10 protein-coding genes and 2 pseudogenes are annotated in these 15439 nt (G+C 71.4%); 5 read left to right on the top strand and 7 right to left on the bottom strand.

Annotation, left to right across the window (positions count from 1 at the left end; all coding sequences use genetic code 11):
• Window positions 1–250 (top strand): annotated as a pseudogene (locus tag AB0N17_RS33485) (hypothetical protein); the annotation flags it as partial.
• Between the two features lie 106 nt (window positions 251–356).
• Here AB0N17_RS33485 and AB0N17_RS33480 read toward each other — a convergent pair.
• The 3 genes from AB0N17_RS33480 to AB0N17_RS33470 form a co-directional block, all read right to left on the bottom strand.
• A complete protein-coding gene (locus tag AB0N17_RS33480) occupies window positions 357–536 on the bottom strand; it encodes a hypothetical protein (protein WP_366015363.1) in 180 nt (59 codons plus the stop codon).
• A 116-nt stretch (window positions 537–652) separates the two neighbouring features.
• Window positions 653–2620, bottom strand: a complete 1968-nt coding sequence (locus AB0N17_RS33475; RefSeq protein WP_366015362.1) for a calcium-binding protein — start codon at window positions 2618–2620, stop codon at window positions 653–655.
• A gap of 292 nt (window positions 2621–2912) precedes the next feature.
• Window positions 2913–4733 carry a phosphoenolpyruvate carboxykinase (GTP) gene (locus AB0N17_RS33470; protein WP_366015361.1) on the bottom strand — a complete coding sequence of 607 codons (1821 nt, stop codon included), beginning with the start codon at window positions 4731–4733 and terminating at the stop codon, window positions 2913–2915.
• Between the two features lie 310 nt (window positions 4734–5043).
• On the opposite strand from AB0N17_RS33470, the gene AB0N17_RS33465 reads away from it, so the two are divergent.
• From AB0N17_RS33465 to AB0N17_RS33450, 4 genes are all read left to right on the top strand, one after another.
• Entirely contained in the window at window positions 5044–5757 is a 714-nt protein-coding gene (locus AB0N17_RS33465) for a hemolysin III family protein (RefSeq protein WP_366015360.1), read from the top strand.
• A gap of 127 nt (window positions 5758–5884) precedes the next feature.
• Window positions 5885–7435, top strand: coding sequence for an MFS transporter (locus AB0N17_RS33460; protein ID WP_366015359.1), 1551 nt, complete (start codon window positions 5885–5887; stop codon window positions 7433–7435).
• Window positions 7432–8076 (top strand): TetR family transcriptional regulator, encoded by a 645-nt coding sequence (locus AB0N17_RS33455; protein ID WP_366015358.1) that lies wholly within the window; start codon window positions 7432–7434, stop codon window positions 8074–8076. Before AB0N17_RS33460 ends, AB0N17_RS33455 begins: the two co-directional genes overlap by 4 nt.
• 33 nt (window positions 8077–8109) lie before the next feature.
• Entirely contained in the window at window positions 8110–8835 is a 726-nt protein-coding gene (locus AB0N17_RS33450) for a Mut7-C RNAse domain-containing protein (RefSeq protein ID WP_366015357.1), read from the top strand.
• Window positions 8836–8838: 3 nt separating this feature from the next.
• Here AB0N17_RS33450 and AB0N17_RS33445 read toward each other — a convergent pair.
• The 4 genes and pseudogenes from AB0N17_RS33445 to AB0N17_RS33430 all read right to left on the bottom strand — a co-directional run bounded on the left by AB0N17_RS33445 (window position 8839) and on the right by AB0N17_RS33430 (window position 15356).
• Window positions 8839–11195 (bottom strand): annotated as a pseudogene (locus tag AB0N17_RS33445) (galactose oxidase early set domain-containing protein).
• 80 nt (window positions 11196–11275) lie between these two features.
• A complete protein-coding gene (locus tag AB0N17_RS33440; protein ID WP_366015356.1) occupies window positions 11276–12451 on the bottom strand; it encodes a glycosyltransferase family 2 protein in 1176 nt (391 codons plus the stop codon).
• On the bottom strand, window positions 12448–14091 hold the full coding sequence (locus tag AB0N17_RS33435) for a phospholipid carrier-dependent glycosyltransferase (RefSeq protein ID WP_366015355.1): 1644 nt from the start codon (window positions 14089–14091) through the stop codon (window positions 12448–12450). The genes AB0N17_RS33440 and AB0N17_RS33435 overlap by 4 nt, the downstream gene beginning before the upstream one ends.
• Window positions 14088–15356: a glycosyltransferase gene (locus tag AB0N17_RS33430; RefSeq protein WP_366015354.1), complete on the bottom strand. Its 1269-nt coding sequence runs from the start codon at window positions 15354–15356 to the stop codon at window positions 14088–14090. Before AB0N17_RS33430 ends, AB0N17_RS33435 begins: the two co-directional genes overlap by 4 nt.
• Window positions 15357–15439 lie beyond the last annotated feature (83 nt).

Genomic DNA, 15439 nt, shown 5'->3' with positions numbered 1-15439 from the left:
CGTCACCGTCCACGACGTCCTCGAACACGACGGCCGCCCGTGGATCGTCATGGAGCTGGTCGAGGGCAACTCACTGGCCGACGCCGGTGACCCGGCCGCGCTGCACCGGCGCGCGCACGCCCTCGCCGGGCGGGCGCTCGTGGTCGCCGCCTCCCGCGCCGACACGGCCGCGGCGATCCTCGCGGCCGAGCGGATGGACGCGCACGCCGCCGCGCTGCCGGAGCCGAAGGAACTGAGCACGACCGCCTGACCCCGCCGGGGTCCCCCGATCGGCCCCGGTCCGCGTGCACCCGCAGCGACGCGCGGACCGGGCGCCACACACCTCGCCCTTCGGACACCTCCTTCAGGCGCCTTCCTCAGATGAAGATGAAGAAGAGGACCAGGATCACCACGGCCAGCAGCACCCACCAGAGCCAGATGTGCATCGGCCCGGTCCGGGTGGAGCGGTCCTCCGGCCCGCCGCCCCGGGGGCGGTCCTCGGCGAGCCGCGGATTCTCCGGGCGGTCCTTGGAGTAGAAGTCACCACCGTCTGCCATGGCTCTGCCCTCCTCCCGGAAGAACTCCCGAGCTTGTCTGCAGAACCCCGAGTACCCACGGGCCGGGCCGGCCTCCCCCCAGGGGGAAGCCGGCCCGATGCGGTGTGGTGGGAGGGTCAGGGGCAGCTGATGCGGTTGTCCGCGGGATCGGTGGTGCAGACGTCGCTGTCCGGGCCGCCGTTGGCCGTGTCGTTGCCGTACACGCCGTCGGTCGTGGTGAGCCGGTCGCTGCCGTTGGAACCGGTCAGGACGTCGTTCCCGGGGCCGCCGTTCATGGTGTCGTTCCCGAGGCCGCCGTCGAGGGTGTCGTTGCCGTAGTCGCCGTAGACGGTGTCGGCGCCGCCGCCGGCGTGGACGCTGTCGTCGCCGCCCAGGGCACAGATCACATCGTTGCCGGCCGTGCCGTTGAGGGTGTCGTTCCCGCTGGTGCCGACGATCGTGCAGCCGCGGGAGTTGCCCACGCTCGTGGCCGCCGTGGACGTGTTGTTGCCGGTGACCGGGTCGGTCTGGGCGGCGCCGACCGCGGCGGTGTTCCTGATCGTGCCGGTGGTCCGCGGTTCGACGACCACCACGACGGTGGCGCTCGCGCCCGGAGCCAGGGTGCCCAGGGAGCAGTCGGCGCTGGTCGCGGTGGTGGTGCAGCTGCCGAAGACGGTCGTGGCCGACACCAGGGTCGCACCCGCTCCGGAGGCCGCGTCGTGCACGGTGATGCCGGTGGCGGAGGCCGTGGAGGAGGCGGAGTTGGTCACGCGCACCGTGTAGGTGGCGCGGTCGCCCAGGTTGACCGAGGGCGGCCCCGTCTTGGTGAGCGAGAGGTCCGCGCTGGGCGGTGGTGGCGGTGTGCCGCCGCCGCCCTGGTAGCGGGCCAGCGCGAAGTCGTTGTCCGGACCGCCCCGGCCGGCGGCGACGATCTTGCCGTCGGACTGGATCGCCACGCCATTGGCCACATCGCTGCCGCCGAAAGCCGTGTCCACCCTGCCCCCGGAACCGAAGCCGGTGTCCAGGCTGCCGTTCGTGTTGTAGCGCAGGACCGCGAAGCCGCCGGCCCCGCTGCCCGCGACGACGATCCGCCCGTCGCTCTGCAGCTTCACGTCCTGGGCGCTCGCGCCGGGGGTGACGACCCGGCCGTCGCCGTCGAAGCTCGGGTCCAGGGCGCCGCCCGCGGTGTACCGGGCCACCGCGAGCCCGCCGCCGCCCGACCCGGCCGCGACGATCTTGCCGTCGGACTGGAGCGCCACCGCCTCCGGGGTGTCGTAGTCACCGAAGTCGGTGCGCTGGATGCCGCCGGCGCCGAAACCGCTGTCGAGGCTGCCGTCGGCGTTGTAGCGGATGAGCGCGAAGTCGAAGCGGGTCGAGCCGACCTGGCCCGCGACGACGATCTTGCCGTCGGGCTGCAGGACCAGGGCGCGCCCGTCGCCGCCCTCCTGAGGGTCCGATCCCGCCGGATCGGTGGTCACCATGCCGTCACCGCCGAAGGTGGTGTCCAGGCTGCCGTCGGGGTTGTAGCGGGCCACCGCGGCCTCGCCACCGACGTAGCCGGCGGCGACGATCTTGCCGTCGGGCTGGATCGCCACGTCCTCGGCCTCCTCGGGCTCGCCGAAGTCGGTGAACACCCTGCCGTCGCCGCCGCCGAACGTGGTGTCCAGCGTGCCGTCGGCGTTGTACCGGGCCACCACGAACCAGCAGCAGTCCTCGTAGGCCCGCCAGCTGCCGCCCACCACGACGATCTTGCCGTCGGACTGCAGGGCGACGGCGTGGGCCTCGCCCCACTGGAGCTGCTCGGGCGGGATCATGTTGTTGATCGGGGTGGTCACCCTGCCGTCGCCGCCGAAGCTCGGGTCCAGGCTGCCGTCGGCGTTGTGGCGGGTCAGGGCCCAGTCGCTCTCCACGGCCGAGCCGTCGGCGGAGGCGCCGACGGAGACGATCCTGCCGTCGGGCTGCACCGCCACGTCCTCGGCCTGGTCGTCGTGGCCGAAGTCGGTGAGGACCGTGCCGTCGCCGGCGAAGGAGGGGTCGAGAGCGCCGGGGGCCGCGAACGCGGTGCCGGGCAGGGCCAGTACGAGCGCCAGGACGGTGGCTGCCACGGTCCCGGCCCGTACCTTGAGCGATCGAACACCAGATGTGAACGATCGAACATGAGGTGTGAGCATGGGCGACAGCGTTCCGCCCCCTGACCGCGGGCCCGCCCGCCAACACCCGGTTTGCGCCCAGCGGACGCATGATTCCACCCGCGCGTGTGAAGGCGCTGAGGCAAAGGACCGGGGCCCCGCACGCCATTGTGCGGGGCCCCGGGAGGTGATCACCGCGGCCGGCCGTGACGATCTAGCTGGTCAGGGCACAGTCGGTAGAGCCGGCCGCGGAGTCTTCGGCGGGCGCTCAGCCCAGGCGCTCCACCAGCGCGCGGTACTGGTCCCACAGCTCCTTCGGGGTGTGGTCGCCGAAGGTGTTGAGGTGCTCGGGGACCAGGGCGGCCTCCTCGCGCCAGACCTCCTTGTCGACCGTGAGCAGGAAGTCCAGGTCGGACTCGGACAGCTCCAGGCCCTTGGTGTCCAGCGCGCCCTTGGCCGGCAGCACGCCGATGGGGGTCTCGACGCCCTCGGCGTTGCCGTCGAGGCGGTCCACGATCCACTTCAGGACGCGGGAGTTCTCACCGAAGCCCGGCCAGACGAACTTGCCCTCGTCGTTCTTGCGGAACCAGTTGACGTAGTAGATCTTCGGCAGCTTGGACTGGTCCTTGTCCTTGGCCACGTCGATCCAGTGGGCCATGTAGTCGCCCATGTTGTAGCCGCAGAACGGCAGCATCGCGAACGGGTCGCGGCGCAGCTCGCCGACCTTGCCCTCGGCGGCGGCGGTCTTCTCCGAGGCCACGTTGGCACCGAGGAAGACGCCGTGGTTCCAGTCGAAGGACTCCGTCACCAGCGGCACCGCGCTGGCGCGACGGCCGCCGAAGAGGATCGCCGAGATCGGCACGCCCTTGGGGTCCTCCCACTCCGGCGCGATGATCGGGCACTGCGAGGCCGGGGTGGTGAAGCGGGCGTTGGGGTGCGCGGCGGGCTCGGCGGAGGCCGGGGTCCAGTCGCGGCCCTTCCAGTCCGTCAGGTGGGCCGGGGTCTCCTCCGTCATGCCCTCCCACCACACGTCGCCGTCGTCGGTGAGGGCGACGTTGGTGAAGACGGAGTTGCCCCAGAGGGTCTTCATCGCGTTGGCGTTGGTGTGCTCACCGGTGCCGGGCGCGACGCCGAAGAAACCGGCCTCGGGGTTGATCGCGTACAGGCGGCCGTCCTCGCCGAAGCGCATCCAGGCGATGTCGTCGCCGATGGTCTCCACGGTCCAGCCGGAGATCGTGGGCTCCAGCATGGCGAGGTTGGTCTTGCCGCAGGCGCTCGGGAAGGCGGCGGCGACGTACTTGGACTCGCCCTGCGGCGGAGTGAGCTTGAGGATCAGCATGTGCTCGGCGAGCCAGCCCTCGTCACGCGCCATGACCGAGGCGATGCGCAGCGCGTAGCACTTCTTGCCGAGCAGGGCGTTGCCGCCGTATCCGGAGCCGTAGGACCAGATCTCGCGGTCCTCGGGGAAGTGCGAGATGTACTTGGTGGAGTTGCACGGCCACGGAACGTCGTCCTGGCCCTCCTCCAGCGGGGCGCCGAGAGTGTGCACGGCCTTCACGAAGAAGCCGCTGTCGCCGAGTTCGTCGAGGACGGGCCGGCCCATGCGCGTCATCGTGCGCATGGAGACGGCGACGTAGGCGGAGTCGGTGATCTCCACGCCGATCGCGGACAGCGGGGAGCCGAGCGGGCCCATGCAGAAGGGCACGACGTACATGGTCCGGCCGCGCATGGAGCCGCGGAACAGGCCCTTCTCGCCGGAGAAGATCTCCCGCATCTCCGCGGGGGCCTTCCAGTGGTTGGTCGGGCCCGCGTCCTCCTCCTTCTCGGAGCAGATGAAGGTCCGGTCCTCGACACGCGCGACGTCGGTCGGGTCGGAGGCCGCGTAGTAGGAGTTGGGGCGCTTGATCGGGTCGAGCTTCTTGAAGGTGCCCTTGGCCACCAGCTCCTCGCAGAGCCGGTCGTACTCGGCCTCGGAGCCGTCACACCAGACCACGCTGTCCGGCTGCGTCAGTTCGGCGATCTCGTCGACCCAAGAGATCAGTTCCTGATGGGTGGTGGGAACGGTGGAAGCCGAGTTGTCGCGCGCCACGGTTGCTCCTAAGTGAGGGATTCATACCCTTGTGAGGGGTTTTTTCCTTTGTTGCCCCGTGGGGGCTGCGACCCGGATGCTTCGCGATCGCTCATCCGGTGCCGACCGCACTCATTTGATCGTATCCGACACCTGTGCCCATATGTCCAGGGGGCGTCACAGGTGAGCGACGTGAGGAAAGCCACGATTTCCAGGCCTGTTTGCGTTTCCTTTGCGTGCGGGTGCGCTTCACCTGGAAGTCTTTTTGCGTGCGACCGACCAAGGCACGCACTCACCACCGACTTACGGTGCCGTCGGTACCATGCCCCGCATGACTGCGTCCGCCCCCGACGCGCGCACGGAGACGCCGGCCAGCGGCCGCGGCCCCGTCGCGCTCTCCCTGCCGCACCCGGTCAAGCCCCGGCTCCGCGGCTGGCTGCACCTCGGCATGTTTCCGGCCGTACTCATCGCGGGCCTCGTGCTCACCGCCCTCGCCGACTCGGGCAGAGGCCGCCTCGCCTGCGGGATCTACGTACTCACCGCCTGTCTGCTCTTCGGCGTCAGCGCGCTGTACCACCGGGGCAACTGGAGCCCCCGCATGGACGGCGTCCTGCGCCGCCTGGATCACGCCAACATCTTCCTGATCATCGCGGGCACCTACACCCCGCTGACCCTGCTCCTGCTGCCCGGCACCAAGGGCCGGTGGCTGCTGTGGGGGATCTGGGCCGCGGCGGCGGCCGGGATCGTCTTCCGCGTCTTCTGGGTCGGCGCGCCGCGCTGGCTCTACACGCCCTGCTACATCGCGATGGGCTGGGCGGCCGTCTTCTTCCTGCCCGACTTCATGCGCACCGGCGGCATCGCCGTCCTGGTCCTGGTGATCGTCGGCGGTCTGCTCTACAGCGCCGGCGGCGTGGTCTACGGCATCAAGCGCCCGAACCCGTCACCGCGCTGGTTCGGCTTCCACGAGGTCTTCCACTCCCTCACGCTCGCCGCGTTCGTCGTGCACTACGTCGGCATCTCGCTGGTGGCCTACCAGCACGCGTAGTCCGTCCCCCGCTCCCCCGTCCGTCCCCGCTCCCGACGGCCACGGCTCTCCAGCCGTGGCCGTTTTCGTATGCCTGAGAGCGACTCGCTGTTGACGGTCACCGTATTTTGAGAGTTACTTTCATTTCATGGTGACTATCACTCCGAACCCTCGGCGTTGGTGGGCCCTGGGGGCCCTGGTCGCGAGCATGCTCGTGCTCGCCTTCGACTCGACGATCCTCAACGTGGCCCTGCCGACCATGGCCGGGCAGCTCGGCGCCACCACCGGGCAGCAGCAGTGGATGGCGGACGCGTACGTCGTCGTCTTCGCCGCGCTGATGCTCCCGGCGGGTCTGCTCGGCGACCGGTTCGGCCGGCGCCGGATGCTGATCACCGGACTCGGCGTCTTCCTGGCGGGCTCGGTGCTGGGCTCCCTGGCCTCGGACGTGAACGCCGTCGTCGCCGCCCGCGCGGTGATGGGCGTCGGCGCCGCGCTGATCATGCCGCTGTCGCTGGCCGTGCTGCCCGCCATGTTCACCCCCGACGAGCGGGGCAAGGCCGTCGGCATGATCTCCGCCGCCTCCGCGCTCGGCATGCCGCTCGGCCCGCTGGTCGGCGGCTTCCTGCTCGACCACTTCTGGTGGGGCTCGGTCTTCCTGATCAACCTTCCGATGGCCGCGCTCGGCATCGCCGCCTGCCTCCTCCTGCTGCCCGAGACCAGCGACCCCGCGAGCCCGAAGGTCGACACCGTCTCCACCGCGCTCACCGCGACCGGCCTCGGCGTCCTCATCTACGCGATCATCGAGGCCCCCGACCGCGGCTGGACCGACCCGGTGGTGCTGGCGACGTTGGCGGCGGCCGCGGCCCTGCTCACCGCGCTCGTGCTGCGCGAACGCCGGACGAGCCGCCCCATGCTCGACATGACCCTGCTGACCCACCGCGGCTTCCTGCTCAACACCGTCGCCGCGACCCTCGTGATGTTCGTGCTGTCCGGCCTGATGTTCGCCGTGCCGACCTACCTCCAGGCGGTGCTCGGCCAGGACGCCTTCGCCACCGGGGTGCGGCTGCTGCCGCTGTCGCTCGGGCTGATGGTCGCGGCCAAGGGCGCCCAGCCGGCCGTCGTCCGGTTCGGGGCACGCGCGGTGGTCAGCGCCGGCCTGGTCGTCCTCGCCTTCGCCGCCCTGCTCGGCACCCGTACGACGGACGCCTCCGGGTACGGCTTCACCGCCCTGTGGCTGTCGTGCGCCGGCCTCGGCTTCGGCTTCGCGGTCGTCCCCGCCATGGACGGCGCGCTCGGCACCCTGCCCGCCGACCGGGCCGGCAGCGGCTCGGGACTGCTCATGACACTGCGCCAGGTCGGCGGCGCCGTCGGCATCGCGCTGCTCGGCAGCCTCCTCGCGAGCGCCTTCCGGGACCGGCTCGACGTGACCGGCCTGCCCTCCCCGGCCGCGCACACCGCCGGGGAGTCGGTGGTCGCCGCGCACGGCGTCGCCGCGCGGACCCACTCCGCGCACCTCGCGGCCTCCGCGGACACCGCCTTCGTCCACGGCATGACCCTGGTCCTGCTCGTGTGCGGCATCGCCTCCCTGGTGGCGGCCCTGCTCGCGGCCCTGTTCCTGCCGAACACCCCCGCCGTACGGCGTCCCGGCCGGCGGCGGGCCCCGGCCGTGGCCGCCCCCGCCGGGGATGCCGGACAATGACCGGCATGACGGCCGCACGCACCCCCAGCACCTCCTCCGCCGACCGGCCCCATGTCGGCCTGCGGGAACGCAAGAAGATCAAGACCCGGGAGGCGATCCGCGCGGCGACCTACGCGCTGGTCGAGGAGCAGGGCTACGACGCCACGACGATCGACCAGATCGCCGACCGGGCCGAGGTGTCGCCGTCGACCGTCTTCCGGTACTTCCCGACCAAGGAGGACATCGTCCTCACGGACGAGTACGACGCGGTCATCCTGGAGGAGATCAGGCAGCGGCCCGCCGAGGAGCCCTGGCCGGACACCATCCGGCACGTCATGCACCGGGCCGTCCGGCTCGGCGCGTCCGAGGACGAGTCGGTCTCCCGCCTGCGCACCCACCTCATGGTCCAGGTGCCCGCGGTGCGCTCACGGATGATGGAGAGCATGTCGGCCACCGGCCGGATGCTCTGCGAGGCCGTCGGCGAGCGCACCGGCCGCGACCCGGACAGCCTCGAGGTGCGGGTGTACGCGATGTCCCTGATCGGCGGCCTGATGGAGACGTCGATGTACTGGGCCGAGCACGGCCACCGGGACGATTTCGAGGCCCTCGTCGACCGCACCCTGGACGTCCTGGAGCACGGCCTGCCCCGGGAAAACCGCTGAGGTCCGGGCGGTCCGGCGTGCGATCCTGACGGGGTGAACGGACCCGAGATCCACGTCGAAGTCGCCCCCGCCCTGCATCTGTTCGTGCCGTCGGCGCGGCGCACCGGCGCCACCCCGCTCGGCACCGACGGCGTCTCGACGCTCGGTCATGTCATCGAGTCCCTCGGCGTCCCGCTGACCGAGGTCGGCGCACTGGTCGTGGACGGCCGCGAGGTGCCGGTCTCGCACATCCCGCAGGCCGACGAGGCGGTGAGCGTCCGCGCCGTGGAGCGACCCCAGCGGGTCCCCGGCGCCCCGCTCCGCTTCCTCCTCGACGTCCACCTCGGCACCCTGGCCCGCCGGCTGCGGCTGCTCGGCGTGGACGCCGCCTACGAGTCGACGGACATCGGCGACCCGGCCCTCGCCGCCCGCTCGGCGGCCGAGAAGCGGGTCATGCTCAGCCGCGACCGGGGCCTGCTGCGCCGCCGCGAGCTGTGGGCCGGCGCGTACGTCTACAGCACGCGTCCGGAGGACCAACTCCGGGACGTCCTCGACCGGTTCCGGCCCGAGCTGCGGCCCTGGACCCGGTGCACCGCCTGCAACGGGCTGCTGGCCGAGGCGACCAAGGAGGAGGTGGCGGACCGGTTGCGGGGTGGCACGCAGCGGTCGTACGACGTCTTCGCGCAGTGCCGGGAGTGCGGGCGTGTCTACTGGAAGGGCGCGCACCACGAGCAGCTGGTGGCCATCGTGGAGCGCGCCCTGGCGGAGTTCGCCGGTTAACCCTTAACCCTTCCCGACGTCCGCCTTTCCGCAGGCGATGCCGTCCCGGTTCCGGTCGAGGCCCAGCGGATCGTCCTCTCCGTTGATCCTCAGCCGGCCGTAGTGGTTCTGCCGGAGCCAGGTGCAGCGCGCCGCGGCCGTCTTCTTCACCCGCGGCGGGAAGGCGGTGGGCACGCAGACGTTGACCGAGCCGTAGTGCCGGACACGGTCGGGCCGACCGGCTGCGAGGTGCGCTTCGCGCCGGGTCCGGAGACCTTGCCGGACAGCGAGTCGGCGAACGAGTGGACGTGCGGCGACGCGGCAAAGGCGCCGAGGGCCGCCGGTCCCGTCAGGTGCACCCACCGGGCCACCGAGGGAACCCCGTTCGCGTCCACCGCGAAGAGCATGTACCAGCCGGGCGGGGCCACGTTCGGGTTGTTCGTCACGTTGAGGTCGACGTTGTCGCCGTCCACCGACAGCGGCAGGTCGACGAAGCGCTGGTTCGGGTCGGAGGAGTGGGTGACCGCGGCCGGGCGGATCAGCTCGGCCCTCGCGACGGGCCGGTCGACCGTGATCCGCTGGGTCTCGCCGTACTTCCACTCCTGGCTGATCACCGAAGTGATCGTCGGCCGGGTGCCCTTGTACAGGTAGGGCGGGGTGTAGACGGACACGTTGTGGTTCCAGGTGCCGTTGCCCGGGTTGTCGCCGGTGGCCATCACACGGCCGTCGGGCAGCAGGAACGCCGAGGAGTGGTAGCCGCGGGACTCGGGATCGGCGGCCACGGGATCGAAGGTGCCGGCGCCGGGGTCGTAGATCGACGCCTCGTACACCGGGTCGGCCCGGTTGTGCAGGGCGCCGCCGGTCTCCAGCACCTTGCCGTCGGGCAGCAGCACGGCGGAGACGTACATCTTGCCCTGGCCGCCGGTCTCCGCGGTCCGGCCGTTGCCGAGGTCGACGGTGCCCTGCGGGAGCGGCGGCCCGGCGACGTACGACGGGTTGGTCTGCTTGAGGTCGATCAGGTCGGTGAGGCGGTTCGCGTCCGGGTTGGAGTCGATGTTGCCGCCGCCGATGGTGAGGACCCGCTGGTCCTGCGCCGGGGGCAGCAGCACGGACGCCGACTGGTCGCGCTCGTCCTTGTCCCTCAGCCCCGGGATCTGGGTGACGGTGTTGGCGTCGTAGTCGTAGACCGCCGATCCGGTGCCGGGGATGTTGTTGCCGAAGACATGGCTGCCCGTGTAGAAGAGGCGGCCGTCCTGCATCAGGATCATCGCCGGGTACAGGCCCCAGTACGACCAGGTCTGGTTGACCTTCCACAGCGGCAGCCACTGCTGGTCACCGTCCGACCAGCGTTCGGCCGTCACCGATCCGGTGGAGTCCTCGCGGAGCCCGCCGAAGGAGATGACGTCACCGTTGCCGAGCTCGGTCGCCGACGGGTACCAGTGGCCGTCGTTCAGGTCGTTGGTCCTGCCGTAGGTCTCGGTCCTCGGGTCGAAGACGTACGAGTCCTTGAACCCCTCGTAGCCGTGCCCGCCCGCGACCGGGTACGCCTTGTTGCCGCTCAGCACGAGGACCCGGCCGTCCTGGAGCTGGACGTGGCCCGCGCAGAACATGTCCTTCGGCGTCGGGATCACCTTGTAGGTGCCGTTCGCCGGGTCGTACACCGCGCTGGTGAAGCTGCCCGCGTCGAAGTTCTCCTCGCTGTTGCCGGAGCCGGCGATCAGCAGCACCTTGCCGTTGTTCAGGACGACGGAGTGCATCGAGCGGACCGGGTTCTGCGTCGGCAGCACGGACCAGCTGCCGTCGGCGCACTGGACGTTCGTGCCCGTGCACCGGGCGGGCGGGAGCGGGTCCGCGACCTGGTCCATGGTGTAGTCGTCGGTGGTCGCCGAGCCGGTGCCGTAGACGGAGACACCCCAGGTGATGCGGTCGGTGCCGGCCGGCACCTCGGGGGTGCGGACGGTGGCCTGCGTCCAGGCCGACGCCATGTCCAGCGTCTTGAGGTCGGTCCAGTACTGCCAGCCGGCGGTCGTGTCGTGCCGGAACAGGGTGATGTTGGCGTCCGGGGTCGTGGTCCGGTACCAGAGCCCGAGGTCGTACTGCCTGCCGACGGTCACGACCGGCGCGCAGTCGGTGGACTCGGTGATGAGCGCCTTGCGGTCGCCGTCCACCCGCCGGGTCAGCGTGACCTGCATGGCCCGGGCCCCGGAGTGCGCGTCCGGCGTCGTCCGGAAGGAGGCGTCGTTGTCGCCCCATCCCGACTTCTCCCAGCAGTACGGCATGCCGTCCGCACCGGCGGTCTCGAAGCCGGGGTTCTTGACCAGGTTGGCGGCCTGGGCGGACTCGGGTGCGCTCAGGAGCAGCCCGGCGGTCAGGACGCCCACCCCGGCCAGCGCGGTCCGCCTGCGGTACGTCCCGCCGCGGTGGGTGGCTCCGCGGTACGCGGCTCTGCGGTACGTGGCTCTCACACGGCTCTCCTTGCTCGGCTCCCCCGGCGGCGAGGGAGGTAGACCAGGGCTTCGGTGCCGGCGAAGCGCAGGACGAACGTCAGGACCAGCGCGAGCGCCGTGGCGGGCAGGGCGCCCATCCCGAACCGGCCGACGAGGAGGGCGATCAGGGGGATGCGCAGCACCAGGTCGGCGTTGGCGAGCAGCGCGAACCGGCCGAGCCGGTCCCACCAGCGGCGGTGCGCGCGCCGGTCGCGGAAGAGCAGCTGCTCGACGAGGAGGAAGTTCCAGCCGACGCCGAACTGGTTGGCGAGGATCTCGGCGGGCAGGTAGTGCAGGCCGAGGGCGGTGAGCGCGTACAGGCCCACCAGGTTCGGCACGAAGCCGCTGGCGCCGATCAGTCCGAAGCCGGCCATGCGGGCGGCTGGTGAGGCGGTGCGCAGCCCGGCCAGGTGGTGCAGGAAGCGCAGGCCCTCCCTCGCGGTCGACTTGGACTCGCCGGCGAACCGGTCCCGGAAGACGAACGGCACCTCCGCGACCTGGCGGGGGCGGCTGCGTACGGCCAGTTCCAGCAGGATCTTGTAGCCGAGGGGCTTGAGCACGTCCGCCGTGACCGCGCTGCGCCGGATGGCGAAGAAGCCGCTCATCGGGTCGCTGATGCCGTGCAGCCGGCGCGGGAAGAGGGCCTTGGCCAGCCAGGTCGCGCCGCGCGAGACGGCGACCCGGTAGCCGCCGGCGAGCCCGGCCCGGCTGCCGCCCTCGATGTAGCGGGAGGCGACGACGAGGCCCGCGTTCGCCCGCTCCCCGGTGGCCACCAACTCCGGTACCAGGGAGGGCGGGTGCTGGCAGTCGCCGTCCATGACGACGATCCACTCCGAGGTCGCCGCCTTCAGCCCCTCGACGACCGCACCGCCGAGCCCGCCGACGGGTTTCTCGCGGTGCAGAACGGCCACCGGGAACGGGCAGTCCTGGGCGGCCTCGCGGATCACCTCGGGGGTGCCGTCGGTGGAGTCGTCCACGAAGACGACCTCGCAGGGCAGCCGGGAGGGCACCGACTCGGTGATCTGGCGCAGCAGCTGCCGGATGTTCGCGGACTCGTTGAAGGTCGGTACGACGATGGTGACCGCGCCGGGCTCGGGGACCTCGACGGCGTCGAGGCCGGGGACGGGCGCGGTGTACTCGTGACCGCTCATCGCGTGCCTCCCGCGGCGCGGATCCGCCGGATCTCGATGCGGTCCGGGCCGCTGCCGAAGGTGGCGACCGGGGCGGAGTGCCGGATCGCCGCCCTGACGTCGGGCAGGTCCGCGGCGTCGCGGCGGACGGTCGGCGAGGCGACGACGTAGTCGAGGTCCCGCCAGCCGTGCGGCATGGTCCTGGTGACGGCCGGGTCGAGGTCCGCCTTGTAGAACCAGATGGCGCCGAGACCGGGCCGGTACCCGGCGTGCACCAGGTCCAGCCAGAGGGCGTCGTCGACGAGGACGCGGGTGTCCTCGGGGTGCTCGACCTCGCTGCTCAGCCAGTGGGAGGCCTGCCGGTAGGGCTTGTTGGCGTCGGCGGTGACGGCGGTGCGGTCACCGTCGTACCAGTGCGGGGCGACGTAGGCGCCGGCGGCGACGGCGAGGACGGCGGCGAGCGCGTACCGGCCGCCGGTGACGTACCGGCGCTCGCTCTCGGCCCGCCGCCTGCGGATGACCGCGTGGGCGACGGAGGCGGCGCCGCCGGCCAGCACCAGGGCGAGGAAGGGCAGGGCGCCGATGACGTACATGGCGGGCAGATAGCCGCTCGGCCGCAGGGCGACGAGGGCGAGGATCGCCACGGTCAGGGACGGCCCCGCGAGCGCGCGGGCGGTGACCGACCAGCGCCAGGTGACGAGGAGGAGCAGCGCTGCGGCGAGGCCGCCGAGGGGCAGCACGCGGTCGTAGTACAGCCAGGAGTGCAGGACGCCGTGCGAGCCGGATCCCGCGTCGAGGATGAAGCCGGAACCGGGCCGGGACATCTGGTAGCTGATGCCGTCCCACAGCGAGACGTGCCCGGCGCCCGGGAACAGCTCGCCCTTCAGCAGGGCGAAGAGCGGGTAGGAGAAGCCGATCAGGGCGCAGGCGGTGACGGCTCCGGTGAGGGCGAACTTCCGGGTGTCGCGGTGGCTGTGCCGCCACATGGTGACGAACAGGGCGGGCAGGACGACGAGCATCGTCTCCTTGGTGAGGACGCCCGCGGCGGCGGCGAGGCCCGCGCCGAAGTGGTGCCAGAGGTGGCGGCTGGGCGAGGCGGCGAGGCAGAACGCCAGCAGCAGCCACATCACGGCGATGTTGTCGAGGAAGATCTCCCGGCTGAGGACGACCGCGAGCGGGGACAGCCCGAACAGGGCCGTGCCGAGTCCGGCAGCCCAGCGGGGCAGCGAGAGCCGGCGGCCGAGGACGTAGACGAGGACCGTGCTGAGCCCGGTGATCACGAGCATGGTGATCCGCATGGTGCCGACGGTCATCGAGCCGGGGCTGACCGCCGCGGGGATCCAGCTGAGCAGGGCCATCTGGATCCAGCCGAGCGGCGGGTGGTCGTACCAGTAGGTGTAGTGGGCGAGGCCCCGGCCCTGCTGGACGGCCCAGGCCTGGGCGAGGTAGGTGCCCTCGTCGTCGCTGAGGGCCGGGTAGTCGGTGATGTTCCAGCCCTGCACGACGAGGATCGCCGTGAGCAGGGCGCCGCAGAGCAGCAGGTCGGGGCGGGAGGAGCGGAGCCGCTGAGGGCCTCTTCGGCGGGCCGGTTCCGCTTCGGGCACAGGTGGGTGCTGCGCGGGGACCTTGTCGCCGGTCGCCGCGGGAAGAGTGGAGGTCACGCGGGAACGTCCTCTCGGATCTGCTCGGCCGCGGTGAGGTGCGCGCCGACGTGCGTGGTCAGCTCCCAGTCGTTGTGGCCGCGCTGTTCGCGCCAGACGGCGCGGATCGCGGCACCGGCGAGCAGCACCTGGTAGAAGGGTCCGCCCACGACGAGCTTCACGTAGTGCGCGAAGCGGACCCGCAGGCCGTACTGCTTGCCGAAGTCGTGCAGGCCGACCACCTCGAAGACGAAGGTGACGGCCGCGGTGACGAGCGGCAGGAAGGTGAGGAAGGCGACGCCGACGGGCACGTCGAGGAAGAGCGCGACGGCCGCGTTCAGCGGAATGACCACGCCGGAGAAGGCCTGCAGAAACGGGGTCATCAGCGTGTACCGGGCGAGCAACCGCTGTCGGAACGCGGGCAGTTGCTTCCAGTCCTGCTTCCGGTACACCTGGAGGAAGCCCTGGTTCCAGCGGGTGCGCTGCTTCAGCAGCGACATGAGGCTGCCGGGTGTCTCCTCGCGGGTGACCATGTCGGAGTCGTAGGCGACGACGACCTTCTTGCCGACGCTGGACAGCCGGACGCCCAGGTCGCAGTCCTCGGCGAGGCAGTCCGGGTCCCAGCCCTCCGCCTCCCGCAGCACGTCCGTGCGGACGAAGACGGTGTTGCCCCCGAGCGGGATGAATCCTTTCTGCGCATGCAGGTGGAGCCGGGAGCGGAACCAGAAGAAGTACTCCAGGCAGTTGCGCAGGCTGTACCAGCTGGAGTGGAAGTTGATGAGCTGGACACCGCCCTGGACCACGTCCGCGCCGGTGGTCCGGAAGGCGTGGTCGACGTGGGCGAGCAGCTCCGGGTGGACCTGGTCCTCGGCGTCGAAGACCCCGACGACGTCACCGCGGCAGTGCGGCAGCGCCGTGTTCATGGCCTTGGGCTTGTTCTTCTTCTCGTGGGTGTCGACGACGACCCGGACGCGCGGGTCCCGGGCGGCGGCCTGCTCGGCGACGGCCGTGGTCCCGGGGTCGTCGTGTCCGACGATCACGATGATCTCGAAGTCGGTGTGCGTGGACCGCAGCAGCCGCTGGATGGTGTGGTCGAGCACGGCCTGCTCGTGCCGAGCCGGCACGAGCAGGGAGAACGACAGGTGTTCGGCACCGTCCGGTCTGCCGAACCGGGTGGAGGCCAGCACTTCGGGCGTACGCCACGCGTGCATCTGCCACCACAGGGTGAAAGCCGCCATCCAGAACAGGGCCAGTGAGACGGCGGCGATGAAGACAGACGTCAGCAAACAGATCCCCCCAGATCCTGATTACCCCCTGTGGACACGACGGTGAGTCACGCACGCCGCGTCGCTGTGGAGAGAGTAGGAGG

Origin of the sequence: Streptomyces sp. NPDC051133, assembly GCF_040682635.1 — a bacterium.
GTDB lineage: Bacteria > Actinomycetota > Actinomycetes > Streptomycetales > Streptomycetaceae > Streptomyces.
Note: the sequence above shows the minus strand (reverse complement) of the source record. Positions and strands in the feature narration are given on the sequence as shown.